This is a genomic window from Rhizobium ruizarguesonis, from assembly GCF_012349115.1.
Taxonomy (GTDB): domain Bacteria; phylum Pseudomonadota; class Alphaproteobacteria; order Rhizobiales; family Rhizobiaceae; genus Rhizobium; species Rhizobium ruizarguesonis.
The window spans coordinates 51,983-67,912 of the sequence record NZ_PQIG01000091.1 but is presented as its reverse complement, the minus strand read 5'-3'; the positions used below and the strand labels follow the sequence as shown (position 1 = coordinate 67,912).

At 61.2% G+C, this 15,930-nt stretch carries 12 protein-coding genes and 1 riboswitch; of the genes, 5 read left to right on the top strand and 7 right to left on the bottom strand.

The window, feature by feature from the left end; translation table 11 throughout:
- Nucleotides 1–155: 155 nt before the first annotated feature.
- The gene (locus C3Y91_RS23515) at nt 156–1,439 is read right to left on the bottom strand and encodes a pilus assembly protein TadG-related protein (protein WP_018072344.1); all 1,284 of its coding nucleotides are present in this window, start codon (nt 1,437–1,439) and stop codon (nt 156–158) included.
- 219 nt (nt 1,440–1,658) lie between these two features.
- On the opposite strand from C3Y91_RS23515, the gene C3Y91_RS23510 reads away from it, so the two are divergent.
- Nucleotides 1,659–3,032 (top strand): class II 3-deoxy-7-phosphoheptulonate synthase, encoded by a 1,374-nt coding sequence (locus tag C3Y91_RS23510; RefSeq protein WP_130655666.1) that lies wholly within the window; start codon nt 1,659–1,661, stop codon nt 3,030–3,032.
- A gap of 220 nt (nt 3,033–3,252) precedes the next feature.
- On the opposite strand, the gene C3Y91_RS23505 is transcribed toward C3Y91_RS23510, so the two are convergent.
- Nucleotides 3,253–5,091, bottom strand: coding sequence for an ABC transporter ATP-binding protein (locus C3Y91_RS23505; protein WP_168575847.1), 1,839 nt, complete (start codon nt 5,089–5,091; stop codon nt 3,253–3,255).
- A 285-nt stretch (nt 5,092–5,376) separates the two neighbouring features.
- Between C3Y91_RS23505 and C3Y91_RS23500 the strand changes: the two genes are divergently transcribed.
- Nucleotides 5,377–5,796, top strand: a complete 420-nt coding sequence (locus tag C3Y91_RS23500; protein ID WP_168575846.1) for a GFA family protein — start codon at nt 5,377–5,379, stop codon at nt 5,794–5,796.
- 105 nt (nt 5,797–5,901) lie between these two features.
- Nucleotides 5,902–6,549, top strand: coding sequence for a VOC family protein (locus C3Y91_RS23495; RefSeq protein ID WP_105008164.1), 648 nt, complete (start codon nt 5,902–5,904; stop codon nt 6,547–6,549).
- Nucleotides 6,550–6,571: 22 nt separating this feature from the next.
- Here the strand turns inward: C3Y91_RS23495 and C3Y91_RS23490 are convergent, their stop codons facing one another.
- On the bottom strand, nt 6,572–7,102 hold the full coding sequence (locus C3Y91_RS23490; protein WP_168575845.1) for a DUF1003 domain-containing protein: 531 nt from the start codon (nt 7,100–7,102) through the stop codon (nt 6,572–6,574).
- 182 nt (nt 7,103–7,284) lie between these two features.
- On the opposite strand from C3Y91_RS23490, the gene C3Y91_RS23485 reads away from it, so the two are divergent.
- Nucleotides 7,285–8,964: an NAD+ synthase gene (locus C3Y91_RS23485; RefSeq protein ID WP_168575844.1), complete on the top strand. Its 1,680-nt coding sequence runs from the start codon at nt 7,285–7,287 to the stop codon at nt 8,962–8,964.
- 96 nt (nt 8,965–9,060) lie between these two features.
- Nucleotides 9,061–9,888 carry a TolB family protein gene (locus C3Y91_RS23480; protein WP_168575843.1) on the top strand — a complete coding sequence of 276 codons (828 nt, stop codon included), beginning with the start codon at nt 9,061–9,063 and terminating at the stop codon, nt 9,886–9,888.
- Here the strand turns inward: C3Y91_RS23480 and C3Y91_RS23475 are convergent.
- From C3Y91_RS23475 to C3Y91_RS23460, 4 genes are all read right to left on the bottom strand, one after another.
- Nucleotides 9,885–10,946: a 3-deoxy-7-phosphoheptulonate synthase gene (locus C3Y91_RS23475; protein ID WP_168575842.1), complete on the bottom strand. Its 1,062-nt coding sequence runs from the start codon at nt 10,944–10,946 to the stop codon at nt 9,885–9,887. The two genes, C3Y91_RS23480 and C3Y91_RS23475, sit on opposite strands and share 4 nt — an antisense overlap.
- A 379-nt stretch (nt 10,947–11,325) precedes the next feature.
- Nucleotides 11,326–11,907 carry a hypothetical protein gene (locus C3Y91_RS23470; protein ID WP_024321864.1) on the bottom strand — a complete coding sequence of 194 codons (582 nt, stop codon included), beginning with the start codon at nt 11,905–11,907 and terminating at the stop codon, nt 11,326–11,328.
- 60 nt (nt 11,908–11,967) lie between these two features.
- On the bottom strand, nt 11,968–13,842 hold the full coding sequence (locus tag C3Y91_RS23465; RefSeq protein WP_168575841.1) for a methyl-accepting chemotaxis protein: 1,875 nt from the start codon (nt 13,840–13,842) through the stop codon (nt 11,968–11,970).
- Nucleotides 13,843–14,122: 280 nt separating this feature from the next.
- On the bottom strand, nt 14,123–15,526 hold the full coding sequence (locus C3Y91_RS23460; protein WP_075225842.1) for a DHA2 family efflux MFS transporter permease subunit: 1,404 nt from the start codon (nt 15,524–15,526) through the stop codon (nt 14,123–14,125).
- A gap of 177 nt (nt 15,527–15,703) precedes the next feature.
- Nucleotides 15,704–15,891, top strand: a riboswitch (cobalamin riboswitch).
- Nucleotides 15,892–15,930 lie beyond the last annotated feature (39 nt).

Sequence of the window (15,930 nt, the reverse complement as noted above, 5' to 3'; positions counted from 1 at the left end):
ACTTGCTACATCGCTGCTCTCGTCATTTGGTGGGCATGATTGAGTCTGGAGCCTAAAGCGCCGTGCGTCCCTTCGGATGCACAAGGGACGCTCTAACTTTTTGAATCTGCGCATCGTGCTTTCCGAAAATCGATTCCGATTTTCGGGCCGATGCGCTAGCTGGTGATGCGCGGCGCCCGGATGACCTTGAGGAAAAGCGCCTTCATCGCATCGGTGATACCTTCGGTCGGCGTTACTTCGAAATAGAAGCCGGGCGAGGCGCATGCCTGCATCTTCGTCGGGATCTCGCTCTGGAAGGGCTTGATCCATGTATTGTACCAATCGTTGCTCGGCAACGGCAGGTAGGTGGTGTAGAGCACGGCGATCTTGACGCCGCGGTCCTTCAGCGGTTTGCAGAAAGAGGTGTCGATCGGTTCCTGACAGCGGCCGCCAGTCGTCTTCTTAGTGCATCCCGACGGCTTGTAGCTGTCGCCGACGCCGTCGGAAACGAAGAACAGGATCTTTTCGGGGCTGATATTCGACGTGCCGTCACCGGCCGGATCGATGATGGTATTCATCTGCGTCAGCGCGCTATCGAAGCTCGTGAGCTGGTCCTGGTTGTAGTTCTGGTAGGGAATGGTCATCAGGTCGACGGCGTCGGTGTAATTCTTCACCTTCGTCAGGTCGGAGGTGGGGCTGGAGATCGTCGTCAGCTTGGCGTCTTCGGCTTTGGTGCCGAAAGTATAGACGCCCATGCGGAACTGGTCGCTGCTGACGCGTTCGGTCTTGGCCGTATCGGTCAACGCCTGGGTTGCCTGGCGCACGACGTCGATGCGCATGGCGACGCCGAGGCTCTTGGCGATGGTGTAGTTGTTGGTGCTCTGGTCCATCTGATGGCAGGCAAAGGCGCAGCCTGTTTTGGCCTGCAGCTTGGAAACATCGGTCGCGGTTGCGCCGACGCCCATGGAAGGCGTGTTGTCGAGCAGGATGTAGAAATCCATGAAGGCGGCGGTTTGATACTCGGCCGTCGCCGAGCCTGAGATCGTGATCGAGTCCCGGCCGAGGATGCGCATGAAGGTGGTGGGCACGGTCGCGCTGAAGGAAACCTGTGAATTCAGCTTGTTGGCGGTCTTGATGACGTCGATGCCGAGATCGACATGAACGTCGGTCAGCTCCCCGGACATTTGAGACATGAAAATGCTGCGGGCGTCGTCTTTGCCGAGCGAGATCGTGCCGTTGCCGCTCATGGTCATGGCGGCTGCGACCGCGCCGGATTTCTCGGCGATCGAACCGACGGCGGCAGCATCGGCGGCGGCGTAAAGCTGTGTCCTCAGGCTGAGCGCATGGGCGAAATCCACCGCCATGCCGGCCGCACCGAAGAGCGGTACGACCAGCAGCGCCGTCATGATGCCAAAATTGCCCGAGCGGTCCGATATGAAACCGGGCGGAAGGATCGCCATGCCATGTCCCCGATGTTGAAACTCTTTGCGGTTCTACATTGAAAGTCTAAAATATGGGGAAATCGACATGGTATATGCGGGTTTAACCAGACAACGGCGGGCGGCGGTAGTGAGGCGACAACTGTCGGCGATTGGTCTTTGCAAGCCTGACCTAAAGGTCTATAAGCCGCCGCATATTGAGGGCATCCTGAGGTATGGATGTGAGAACAGGTGAGTGAGATGGCAGAGAATTGGACCCCGAGCAGCTGGCGGCAAAAACCGATCCTGCAGGTTCCCGAATATCCCGACGCAGCCGCTTTGGCGGCAACGGAAGCCACGCTTGCCAGCTATCCGCCGCTTGTCTTTGCAGGTGAGGCGCGCCGCCTGAAGAAACATCTCGCCAATGTCGCCGAAGGCAACGGCTTCCTGCTGCAGGGCGGCGACTGCGCCGAGAGCTTCGCCGAGCACGGCGCCGACAATATCCGCGACTTCTTCCGCGCCTTCCTGCAGATGGCCGTCGTGCTGACTTTTGGCGCGCAGCTGCCGGTCGTGAAGGTTGGTCGCATTGCCGGCCAGTTCGCCAAGCCGCGTTCGTCGAATGTCGAGAAGCAGGGCGACGTGACGCTGCCGGCCTATCGCGGCGACATCATCAACGGCATCGAATTCACCGAGGAGTCGCGCATTCCGAACCCGGAACGCCAGGCCATGGCCTACCGCCAGTCGGCCGCGACGCTGAACCTTCTGCGCGCCTTTGCGATGGGCGGCTACGCCAATCTCGAAAACGTGCATCAGTGGATGCTCGGCTTCGTCAAGGACAGCCCGCAGGGCGAGCGCTACCGCAAGCTTGCCGATCGCATCAGCGAAACCATGGATTTCATGAAGGCGATCGGGATCACCTCGGAAAACCAGCCGGCGCTGCGCGAGACCGATTTCTTCACCAGCCACGAGGCGCTGCTGCTCGGCTATGAGGAGGCGCTGACCCGCGTCGATTCCACGTCGGGCGACTGGTATGCAACGTCGGGCCACATGATCTGGATCGGCGACCGTACGCGCCAGGCCGACCATGCGCATGTCGAATATTGCCGCGGCATCAAGAACCCGATCGGCCTGAAATGCGGCCCGTCGCTGCAGGCTGACGACCTGCTGCAACTGATCGACATCCTGGATCCTGCCAACGAGGCCGGGCGCCTGACGCTGATCTGCCGCTTCGGCCACGAAAAGGTCGCCGACAGCCTGCCGAAGCTCATTCGCGCCGTCGAGCGCGAGGGCCGCAAGGTCGTTTGGTCCTGCGATCCGATGCACGGCAACACGATCACGCTCAACAACTACAAGACCCGTCCCTTCGAGCGGATCCTGTCGGAAGTCGAAAGCTTCTTCCAGATCCACCGCGCCGAAGGCTCTCATCCCGGCGGCATCCATATCGAGATGACCGGCAAGGACGTGACCGAGTGCACCGGCGGCGCCCGCGCGGTCTCTGCAGAAGACCTGCAGGACCGCTACCACACCCATTGCGATCCGCGCCTCAACGCCGACCAGGCGCTCGAGCTGGCCTTCCTGCTTGCCGAGCGCATGAAGGGCGGCCGCGACGAAAAGCGCATGGTCGCGAACGGCTGAGATCAGCCTAAAATGAATGAAGAAAAGCCCGGTTCGCCGGGCTTTTTATTGACAGGCCTCGCTCTTTTCTCGACGTCATTCTCGGCCTTGTGCCGAAGATCTGCTGTGCCGGCTGCAGATGCTCGGGACAAGCCCGAGCATGACGAAAGAGGAGTTGGTCGACTTGTTAGCAGCCCGGCGGACCGCCGGGCTTTTGTTATCGTGCACCCGCACCAGCCGCTCAGATGCTGGCCTGAACGCTGTGCAGATTGGCGTAGACGCCGTCTTGCGCCATGAGCTCGTCATGTGTGCGCTGTTCGACAATACCATCGGCCGTCAGGACCAGGATGCGGTCGGCATGGCGGACGGTGGACAGACGGTGGGCGATGACCAGGGTTGTTCGGCCGTTCGCCAGGCTGAGCAGCGCCTGCTGCACCGCCCGTTCGCTCTCGTTGTCGAGCGCGCTGGTCGCTTCGTCGAAGATCAGGATCTCCGGATTCTTGAGGAAGGCGCGGGCGATGGTGATGCGTTGGCGTTGGCCGCCCGAGAGCTTGACGCCGCGTTGGCCGATATCGGTGTCATAGCCATGTGGCAGGGCGATGATGAAGTCGTGCGCATTGGCGGCGCGCGCGGCCACTTCCAGCTCGGCATCGCTGGCGTCGGGCCGGCCGTAGCGCAGGTTTTCCGCCACCGTACCGGCAAACAGGTAGACATCCTGCTGCACCACCCCGACATGGCGCCGGAGCGAGGCCAGCGTCACATCGCGGATGTCGATGCCATCGATCCGGATCGCCCCGGCCTCGACATCGTAGAAGCGCGGTATCAGCGCGCAAAGCGTGCTCTTGCCGACCCCTGACGGGCCGACCAGGGCGACGAACTCCCCGGGAGCGATGGTGAGCGACAGCTGCTCGAGCACCCGCGGGCCATCGGCCTCGTAACCGAAGACGACGTTGGAAAAGCTGATCTCGCCCCTTGGTGCCGGCATCGGCCGCGCCGCCGGCCGATCGGTGATATCGGGAGCGATCTCCAGGATCTCCATGGCCCTGACGAAGCCGGTATAACCCTCCTGCCAGAGGCGCACGAAATTCGCCAGCCGCTGCACGGGATCGACCAGCACGGCGATGCAGAGCAGGAAGGTCAGCATATCAGGCACGGTCAGTTCCGCCGCCAGGATGCGCAGGCCGCCGACGATAATCACCAATATGGTGACGAGCTGGGCGAAGGTTTCGGTGCCGACCGAAAACCAGGCTTCGCTCCGATAGCCCTCGGCGCGGCTTTGCAGGAAGCGCCGGTTCTGCTCGGCGAAGCGTTCCTTCTCCAGCGCCTCGTTGGCAAAGGACTGGACGACGCGGATGCCCGCAAGAGCGTCCTCCACCCGCTCGTTGACGGCGGCGATCTGCCGCTTGCTGGCTTCGAGCGCGCGGTTCATGCGCCGGTTGAAATAGAGCGCATAGGCGACCGCCGCCGGTGTGAGCAGCAGGATGAGAGCCGCCAATGGCGGATCGATGAAGAACAGTACCAGCATGGCGCCGCCGTATTTGAGTACGGCGATGGAAAGATCCTCGGGGCCATGATGAAAGAGCTCGCCCAGCCACAGACTGTCATTGGTGATGCGGCTCATCAGCTGGCCGGTGCGCTGGCGGTCGTAGAAGCTGAACGAGAGCTTCTGGCAGTGCTCGAAGAGTTCCTGCCGCACCGTCGCTTCGATGCGCGCACCCATCACATGGCCGCGATAATCGACGAAGAAGATGGCGACGATCTGGACCGCCAGAACGGCCAGCATGACGCCGCCCATGGCAAGGATGTGTGCGAAGGCCTGCGGCGCGTCGGGCAGAGCCAGAAGGCGGCTCGTGACGATGTTGGCGCAGAGCGGCAGGGCGACCGCCGTGCCGGCCACCAGGATGGCGCAAAGCAGATCCGCCAGCAGCAAAGGCAGGTGCGGACGATAGTAGGAGAGGAATTTGCGCATACGCGACCAGCGCCGCTCGCGGTCGGCGGCATTCGCATCGTCGCGGAAGAATTTCAGGAAGGGGTTATGGCGTCGCGAGTTTTTCCTCGCGCGGGAGAACCGAATGTTCATGAAGCTGAATGTCCTTGTGGGGGATGTTTCCTTTCTGTTCGGACAGGGTCGCTCTCATGTCAGTCTCCCGGGGGTTGAATAAATTTGACCTGCAGTATCGCCGACAACAGCCGGCGATTCAATGCCGGGATGAGATGAGGTTGGCGGCTGTTGTTGTCGAGCAACAGGTGCCAAGCATGCATAAGGCCGGCAATTTTCAAGATTTCTGATGATTTCGTTGAACGGAATGGAATTGACGCCGCGGGCGATCGGCGGCAACGTCCCGTCATAAACGGGAGGGCGACCATGACCGAACGGCATACAGGTGGCTGCCTTTGCGGCGCCGTGCGATTTTCAACGACGGCGAAGCCAGGGCCTGTCGTCGGCTGCCATTGCTCGCAGTGCCGCCGGCAGACCGGGTTTTATTACGCCGCGGTCAACGTGGCCCGCGCGGCTCTTTCGGTTGATGGCACCGAGGCGGTCCGCTGGTACCGGTCGAGCGAAGAGGCGCAGCGCGGCTTCTGCTCGAATTGCGGCTCCGCGCTGTTCTGGCAGGCGGACGGATCGGCGGAGATTTCGGTCATGGCCGGCGCCTTTGACACGCCGAGCGGCCTTGCCTTCGGCCATCATATCTACTGCGCCGACAAGGGCGATTTCTACGAAATATCAGATGGCCTACCGCAATATGACGGGAATCCCCCCCCGTCATCCTCGCTGGCCCCGTGATTGACAAGGGTTGATCGCCGAGGCTAGGTTTACCGTGCTGCGTAGGGCGCTTCGTCGAATGTCGAAAGGGCAATGCCCGCCTACAATGTATCAACAGTTGCGCCCATGCCGAATCTCGAAAACCTCAAAAAGCAGGCCAAGCAGTATTTGCGATGGCACCGCGAAAGATACTATCCGGTTGCAGCCGAGATCAGAGCTGCGTTGCCGCGTTTCCGTCATCTCGATGACAGCCAGGTGCTGGAGGCGCGCTTCAAGCTTAGCGACGCGCAGGACCTGATCGCACGTCAAATGGGTTTCGAGGGATGGCAGGCGCTCAAGACAGGAGCCGCAGCCATGACAGATCCGAAAAAACAGCCCGCACCACAAGCCATCCTGAGTTCGCTATCCGCGCAGTTGTTCGTCACCGATATCAAGGCGTCGTGCGAATTCTTCACCGGCAAGCTCGGCTTCAGGGTCGACTTCGTCTATGGCGACCCGCCGTTTTACGGACAGGTCATCCGCGACAATGCTCAACTCGCTCTGAGGCTGGTATGCGAGCCCGTGTTCGTCGGCGATATCAGGCAACGGGAGCATCTGCTTTCAGCCTCGATCACCGTCGATACATCAGACGAGATCAAGCGCCTGTTCCTGGATTTCCAGGCCGCAGGCGTATCCTTCCATCAGCCCCTCAGGAAGGAGCCGTGGGGCGCCAGAAACTTCATCGTGCTAGATCCGGACGGAAATCTCATCCTGTTTGCCGGTCCGGGCGGCTGATCGTCGCGCAATAAGCGCTGCCTCAGCTTCTGGCGGAAAGTTCGGCGCTGAGGCGGGCCACGTCCTCGCGCAGCCCCGTCAACTCGGTCAGTACGTGCATGTCGATCTTCTGGTGCAGGGAGAGTACTTCGAGCTCGGCCTTGAGATTGACCTCGTAATCCTTGGCGGCCTCAAAGCGGTCGCGTTCGGCCTGGCGGTTCTGCGACATCATGATGATCGGCGCCTGGATGGCGGCGAGCATCGACAGGATCAGGTTCAGGAAGACGAAGGGATAGGGGTCGAAGGCGCCGGTCATCAGAATGATGGTGTTGATGACAGTCCAGGCGATGAGGAAAACGAAGAAGGCGATGATGAAGGACCAAGAGCCGCCGATGCGGGCGATGCTGTCGGCGACACGTTCGCCGAAGGAGGCCTCGGCCGAGAAGGCGGCATTGACGTCGGTCGAGATGATCTTGCGCGCGTGCGTTTTCGCCAGCACGCGCTTTTCGATGTCGCCGAGTTCATCGGCCGGCTTGTCGAAATGAAGATGCACGAAATTCGAAAGATTATACATGGCCTGTTTCCGATGCCGGTTATCACTTCGGCGCCAGTATTCCGCTCCGCCGGTAAATTGCAATGCGTATCGGTGCCGCGCGGCGCGATGCGCAATCCGTTCATAAATATTTCGTCACCGCCAAGCGTCGCTTTTGGCGCCAACATGTTGCGGTCGCGAAAGGTGCAGGCTAAATAAATGACATGACACAGGAAAACGCCCTTTCTGATATTTTCCGCATCGCCATCGGCCAGCTCAACCCGACGGTCGGCGATGTCGCCGGCAATCTCGCCAAGGCGCGCGAGGCGCGTATTGACGCGGGACGGGAGGGCGCGCATCTGTTCGTCCTGACCGAGCTTTTCATCTCCGGCTATCCGCCTGAAGATCTGGTGCTGAAGCCCGCCTTCATCCGTACCTGCTGGAAGGCGGTCGAGAGCTTGGCGGCCGACACCGCCGATGGCGGGCCGGGCGTCATCATCGGCTTTCCCCGGCAGGACGAGACCGGTCGCTACAATTCCGTCGCCGTGCTCGACGGCGGCAAGGTGATTGCGGTGCGCGACAAGATTGACCTGCCGAATTACGGCGAGTTCGACGAGAAGCGCGTCTTCGACCAGGGCGCCATGCCGGGGCCGGTGAATTTCCGCGGCGTGCGCATCGGCATTCCGATCTGCGAGGATATCTGGGGCGATCTCGGCGTCTGCGAGACGCTGGCCGAAAGCGGGGCTGAAATCCTGCTATCGCCGAACGGTTCGCCCTATTATCGCGACAAGGTCGATATCCGCCACCAGGTGGTGCTAAAGCAGGTGATCGAGACCGGCCTGCCGCTGATCTATGCCGCCCAGCTCGGCGGCCAGGACGAACTGGTCTTCGACGGGGCGAGCTTCGCCTTCAATGCCGACAAGTCGCTCGCGTTCCAGATGAGCCAGTTCGAAACCGCGCTGGCGGTGACGACATGGAAGCGCGGCGAAGGCGGCTGGCACTGCGCCGAAGGGCCCATGGCGCATATCCCTGAAAGCGAGGAGGCCGATTACCGCGCCTGCCTGCTCGGCTTCCGCGACTACGTCAACAAGAACGGCTTCAAAACAGTGGTGCTCGGCCTTTCCGGCGGCATCGATTCTGCGATCTGCGCAGCAATCGCGGTCGATGCGCTCGGCGAGGAGCGGGTGCGCACCGTCATGCTGCCCTATCGATACACCTCCGAGGATTCGCTGAAGGATGCGGCCGACTGTGCGAAGGCGCTCGGCTGCCGCTACGACATCGTGCCGATCGAGCAGCCGGTGACGGGCTTCAGCAGCGCGCTCGCCAGCCTTTTCGAAGGTACGGATAGCGGCATCACCGAGGAGAACCTGCAGAGCCGGGCGCGCGGCGTCATTCTGATGGCGATCTCCAACAAGTTTGGCTCGATGGTGGTGACGACGGGCAACAAGTCGGAAATGTCGGTCGGCTACGCCACGCTCTACGGCGACATGAACGGCGGATTCAATCCGATCAAGGACCTGTACAAGATGCAGGTCTATGCGATTTCCCGCTGGCGTAACGAAAACGTGCCGCCGGATGCGCTGGGACCTTCCGGCGAGGTGATCCCGCAGAATATCATCGACAAGGCGCCCTCGGCCGAGCTGCGTCCCGACCAGAAGGACCAGGATTCGCTGCCGCCCTATCCCGTGCTCGACGATATTCTCGAATGCCTTGTCGAGAAGGAGATGGCGGTCGAAGAGATCGTCGCGCGCGGCCATGACGTGGCGACCGTCCACCGGGTCGAGCATCTGCTCTATCTCGCCGAATACAAGCGCCGGCAATCGGCGCCGGGTGTTAAGATCACCAAGAAGAACTTTGGCCGCGACCGGCGTTATCCGATCACCAACCGCTTCAGGGATCGCTGACGCAATCGAGATCGCTGACGGCGGCAATTCAAAGTGTTCCAGCGTCCTTTACGCGTCTGAAAGACGCGCGGTGCAGTAGGATTTTCGGGAGGAAACATGCGCAGCTCGGTTGAGATCTACAATGTCGGGACGGGCAGGGCCGGCGAGGTCTGGCAGACGGACAGGCTGGTGGAGGCCCCGAACTTTTCGCCGGATGGTTCCTACCTTCTGTTGAACGGCGACGGGCTGCTCTATCGCCTGCCGCTCGATGGCGGCGAAGTGGTCAAGGTCGATACAGGCTTTGCCGTCAACTGCAACAATGATCACGGCATTTCGCCTGATGGGACTGAGATTGTCATCTCCGACAAGACCGAATTCGGCAAGTCCGCGATCTATATCCTGCCGATCGAAGGCGGCACGCCGCGGCTTATCACCCAGAACCTGCCATCCTACTGGCATGGCTGGTCGCCGGACGGGCGCCAGCTTGCCTATTGTGGCATCCGCGACGACCTCTTCGATATCTACACCATCTCCGTCGATGGCGGCGCCGAAACGCGGCTGACGCATGGCGAGGGACGCAATGACGGACCGGATTATTCCGCCGACGGCCAATGGATCTATTTCAATTCCAGCCGCACCGGGCTGATGCAGATCTGGCGCATCCATCCCGATGGCACCGGGCTCGAGCAGGTGACCTCGGACAATCAGGGCAATTGGTTCGCCCATCCGTCGCCTACGAATGACAAGGTGCTGATCCTGTCCTATGACCCTTCGGTGTTCGACCATCCGCGCGATCTCGACGTGCGGCTGCGGCTGATGGACATGGACGGTGGCAATCTGAAGACGCTGTTCGAGCTCTTTGGAGGGCAGGGCACGATCAACGTGCCCTGCTGGTCTCCTGATGGCAAAGAATTCGCCTATGTCCGCTATTTTCCGGCCGACTAAACGCGGGTCCGGCGCCGCTCGCGGGCGGATGTCGCCAGGTCTTCCAGCACGGCGACCGACATATCCCAGTCGATGCAGCCATCGGTGATGGACTGGCCGTAGACCAGCGGCTTGCCGGGAACGAGGTCCTGGCGGCCGGCGACGAGGTTGCTTTCGATCATCATGCCCTTGATGTCGCTGTTGCCGGCGGCGATCTGCGCGGCCACGGATTTGACGACGAGCGGCTGGTTCATCGGATCCTTGCCGCTGTTGGCGTGGCTGGCATCGATGAGGATGCGCGGGGCGACGCCGAGCTTGACGGCTTCACCGGTGACCGCTTCGACGTCGGCCGCTTCATAGTTGGGCCGTTTGCCGCCGCGCAGGATGATGTGGCAATCCTCATTGCCTGTCGTCGAGGCAATTGCCGCCTGTCCATCCTTGGTCACGGCCGGGAAGTGATGCGGCTGCGAGGCGGCGAGGATGGCGTCGAGCGCGACGCGAACGCCGCCATCGGTGCCGTTCTTGAAGCCGATCGGGCAGGAGAGGCCGGAGGCGAGCTGGCGATGGATCTGGCTTTCGGTGGTGCGCGCGCCGATCGCGCCCCAGCTGACGAGGTCGGCGATGTACTGCGGCGTGATCGTGTCGAGGAATTCGACGCCGGCCGGAAGACCCATGGCATTGATATCGAGCAGCAGGCGTCTCGCAATCCTCAACCCTTCCTCGATGCGGTAGCTGCCGTCGAGATGCGGATCGTTGATGAGGCCCTTCCAGCCGACGGTCGTGCGGGGCTTTTCGAAGTAGACGCGCATGACGATCTCGAGATCACCGGCGAAGCGGCGGCGCTGTTCCGCCAGCCGTTCGGCATATTCCCTGGCGGCAACGGGGTCATGGATGGAGCAGGGGCCGATGACGACGATCAGGCGATCGTCCTCGCCCTGGAGAATCTTATGGATCGCATCACGGTTGCTGGTCACGGTGTCGGTGACAGCAACATTGCGGTGAATTTCCGCGATGATATCGGCAGGTTTGGTCAGCGGGGTGATTTCGACGATACGCAGATCGTCAATGGTATCAGACACGGTATGGCTCCTGTTTGGTCATACCGGCGGAACAAAAAAGCCGCCAGGTAGACTAGCGGCTGTTCGGGTTGTCGTCGCGTCGAATTCAGTTACGCATGGACCCGCATCCGCTGTGAGCAGCGGTACCAATAAAATCGCGAGGCGTTGATTGATGTGATCGACATGGCGCGTATGTAGCGTCACGCCGAGGCGTTGTCACGTAGAATTTTCTGTCTGAAAATCGGGCGCTCTTGTGGAAGATACACCCGGGGACCCACAAAGCACGTCGCATTCGATCTCTCTTATGCGACGTGCTCCAAGTCGTTGTTTATGCATATCGCCTATGCTTTTGGGCGCCATGCATTTGCACTGCTTTACGAACTAAGCGCGGTTCCTGATATCAGAGGGCGTCGACGTTGACACCGACGGTGATGGCGCCGATCGGCGTGCCCTTGTCGTCTGAAATCGTGACGCTTGCCTGCGACTGCAGCGTCTGGGTCGATTCATCCTTTTCGATCTCATCGACGAAGACGGCGTCCTTGCCGGCGCCGAAGGACTTCTGGAACTTGCCCTCGTCGCCCTGCCAGTAGTCGGATGTGGTGTCGCTTTGACCGACATTCAGCCCCTTTGCATCCATGACGAAGATTTCCGTGATCTTGCCGCCGGAAGCCTCCTTCTTTCCCTGAAGGAATTTCGACAGGGCATTGTTGAGCACGCCGTCGATCATCGAGTGGTCGGAGCCATCGACTTCGGCACGCCACTTCTTGTCGAGGGCGTCAACATCAGCCGCGCTGAGATTGGCGTTGGCAGTGTTCTGCGCCTTGACAGCTTCGATGATGGCTGGGTCGTTGAGCCAGGGCTTGACGTCGCTCGTCACGTAGTCGGAGATCGGGGCAAGCTTGGCATCTTGCGCCATGGATACGCCCATGGGCATGGCAAATGCGGTGCAGGCCAAAAGAAATGCGGGCACGATTTTCTTCATAAGCGTTTCCTTCCTGATTATAGGTTGCTGAGAACTAAGGCTTATCGGATGCAGACGACGTCAGAACTCCTCCCAGGCACCAGGAGCAGCGGCAACGGCGGCGTTTCCTGCATGACGCTGCGCGAAGGCTCTGGGCTCGGGACGAGCTTGGCGGGCGGCTTGAACGGGTTTGGGCTGGCTGGCGGTAGACGCGCCGACGACGAACCTGCCGGCCGAGTCCTGCAGAAGGCGTCCCTGCGACAGCAGTTCGTGGCAGGCGGCGTTCGTTTCCTCGACCATTGCCGCGTTCTGCTGTGTCGTCTGATCCATCTGGTTGATCGCGCTGTTGATTTCCTGCAGGCCCGTCGCCTGTTCGCGATAGGATTGGACGATGGAAGCGATGCTATCGCTGATGCGGTTGATCTGCTCCTCGATCTTCAGGAGGGCGTCACCGGTTTCGTTCACCAGCCCGACGCCCGCGGCAACTTCCTGGCCGGATACGTTGATCAGGTTCTTGATTTCCTTTGCGGCATTTGCCGACCGCTGGGCGAGTTCACGCACTTCCTGCGCAACGACCGCAAAACCCTTGCCGGCCTCGCCGGCGCGCGCCGCCTCGACACCGGCGTTCAGCGCCAGCAGGTTGGTCTGGAAGGCGATTTCGTCGATGACGCCGATAATGCGGCCGATCTGGCTCGACGAGGTTTGAATCCGGTCCATCGCGCCGATCGCATCGCGCACCACCGTCGCCGAGACATGGGCGCTCCGCTTTGTCTCCTCGACCAACTGCCCGGCATTTTCAGCCCGTTGCGACGATGTTCTGACCGTGGTGGTCACCTCATCCAGTGCCGCAGCGGTCTGCTCCAATGCTGCTGCCTGTTGCTCGGTGCGCCTGGCGAGTTGATCCGCGGAGGTCGCCAGCTCGCTGGAGCCGGTTTCAACCGCCACGGAGGCGGTCTTGATCTCTGTTAGAGCGGCCGCGACCGCATCGACCATGTTGTTGAAATCCTGACGCAATTTATCGAATTCTGGACCGACATCGGCCAGGTGTATCGAGAAGTCGCCGGCGGCGAGCCCTTCCAATGCATTTGCGAGAGCGTTCATGACCAGCCGTTGTGTGTTGCTGGCCTCTTCGGTCAACAATGCGTTGCGCGCCCGTTCTGCGTCGAGCGAAGCACTCTGCTCGGCAGCGGCCTGCTCTCTTTCGACCTTCGCAATCGCCTCGTGACGGAAAACTTCCAATGCACGCGCCAGAAAGCCGATCTCGTCGCCATTTTCCCTGTAGGTAACGGGAGAGACCAGATCGCCTTTCTGCAACGCGCTGATTCGTTCGCTGATCACCCTGATGGGTCGGCCGACCAGGCTGCGCATGGCGAGAAGGAAGGCAACGACGGCCATGGCGGTGATCGCGGACTGCGTGAGCAGCGAAATGAGAACTTTCTGCCTGACTTCGGAAGCGATTTTTTCGACGGACCAGTTCGTGACGATGTAACCGGTGGCCTTGCCCGACTTATCCAGCGGGAGCGGCGCGATGATCGTCACGACGCCGGCAGATATTCTACCGTCATCGATGGTCGTCTTTTCCGGTTTCGCGCTGAGGCTCTTCGCCAGATCGGCTGGTGCGGGCAACCCACTAACGCCATCGCGCGCCCAGGTATCGACGGCGGCAGGTTCAGCGTTGAATGCGGCAAACTGCACGAGATCGAGCGAGGGGTCGTCGCGATAGAGCGAATAAGCCTCTCGAACGGCGTTCGCCTTCCCCCATTTCACGCCGCCCGCTGCCAGAGATGCAAATTGCTCGGCATCCTTGGACCAGTTCGCCTTGGCGCCATCGATCAACGCCCGGGTTTCGTACATCCAGGTATAGGTGGCGAAAGCGGAAATGCCGCAGAGGTTCACGGCAACGATAATCGCCGCCAGCTTGGCGGTCAGAGGCATCGTCTTCAAAAATTGGAACATTCCGCGGCGGCCTAGAATTGCGGCTCAGTCGGACATGTTCCGACTGGCGTATCAATACGGGCATCGACGCTGACGATCACATCACGAGCCCTCATGCCCATGTCCGAATTGCGACCCAAAACGCGCAAACGCAGTGTGTATTTGATGTGTGAATAAATCATAAAGTAGAATGGGGTGCTGGGGTACACGCGGGTCATTTCACCCTGGCGTCTGCCGGCGCCGAGTCTTGCGAACCGGCGGGTGAGGAATGCTTCCATCGCGCCAGGCAGATCTGTCTCGATCAGCTATTTTCCGCCACGGCCTCTTCGGGCTCGGCGTGCCGGCGCTTGCGGCCACGCGCCGTCAGTTCCGCCCCGGCATCGCGCGGCAGGCGCAGGAAGGTGATACAGGCCAGCGCCGAAATCGCCGAGACGCTGAAGAAGGCGACGTGGAAATCCGAGACCAGCAGCCTGCCGTCGTGAAAGCTGCTCGAAATTTCGAGGATGCCGCCGGCGATCGCCACACCCATCGCCATGGAGATACGCTGGGCAACGGCATTGATCGCGGTTGCCTGGCTGCTGTCGGCGTCGTCGACATCGCCGAAGGCCATGGCGTTGACGCCCGAGAAAGCCATGGAGCGGAACAGGCCGCCGATCAGCAGGCAGGCCATGATCAGGAACAGCGGCGTCTCGGCGGTGAAAAGGCCGTTGATGCCGAGGAAGATCGCCGCCAGCAAAGTGGTGATTGATATGACGGTGCGGAAGCCGAACGCCTTGAAGGTGCGCGAGGCGGCGAATTTCGAGCCCATGGAGCCGAGCGCGCTGACGAAGGTGACCGAGCCCGATTGCAGCGGCGTCAGGCCGAAGCCGAGCTGCAGCATCAATGGCATCAGGAAGGGCAGGGCGCCGAGCCCCATGCGGAAATTCGAGGCGCCGAGGATCGCCGCCCGGAACATCGGGTAACGGAACATCTTCGGGTCGAGAAGCGGATTGGGTGCGCGGCGGGCATGCAGGAGATAGAGGAGGCCGGCAAGGATGCCGATTGCAACCGTGGCATAACCGTAGATGACGGGCACGGCCGGCAGGCTGATCACCGACAGGCCGAAGACGAAGCCGGAGAAGCCTATGCCGCAAAGGCAGAAGCCGGGGAAGTCCATCGGCCGCGGACTGCGCGGCTCGACCGCCGGCAGGAAACGGGTGACGAGGATGATGCCGAGCACGCCGATCGGGACGTTGATCCAGAAGATCCAGTGCCAGGTGAGGTAGGTGGTGAGGAAACCGCCGATCGGCGGACCCATGATCGGGCCGATCAGGGCGGGGATGGTGAGCCAGGCCATGGCATCGACGAGTTCGTGGCGCGGTGTTCCCCGGACCAGCAGCAAGCGGCTGACCGGCGTCATCATCGAGCCGCCGGCGCCCTGAATCAGGCGCGAGACGACGAAGGCTGTGATCGAGTTGGAAAAGGCGCAGGCGATCGAGCCGATCATGAAAACGAAGATCGCCATGCGGAAAATGTTGCGCGCGCCGAAACGATCGGACATCCAGCCGCTGATCGGGATGAAGATCGCCAGCGCCACGAGATAACTCGTGACGGCAAGCTTCAGCGCGATCGGCGAGGTACCGATATCGGCGGCGATTGCCGGCAGGCTGGTGGCGATCACGGTGGAATCCATCTGTTCCATGAACAGGGCGACCGCAAGGATCATGGGCGTGAGGCGGGGCACGGGCAACCGAAATGCAAAGAGAAAAAGTGCGGCGCCATGGGCGTCGGTCAGGATCGGTTTGTTTCTAAGGCAGCAATGCGCCTCTGTCCATGAAATCGATGTCGCATGCAGCGTATCGGCGGCGTCATGCGGGCCGCCTTGCCGCAGCCGCGCTTTCCTGAAATAGATGCGCCGTCAGGTGCCCGCCGGTAAGGCGGGAGAATCGGGAATCCGGTGCAAAGCCGGAACGTGCCCAACGCTGTAAGGCCGACGTTTGCCGCTTCATCACGCCACTGGCTTCTTGCCGGGAAGGCTGCGGCAGACGGATGACGCTCAGTCAGAAGACCGGCCTGGCAAGATAGACCGATCCGCGCGGACGGCGGGGCGGTTGCGTTGTTGGGGATTTG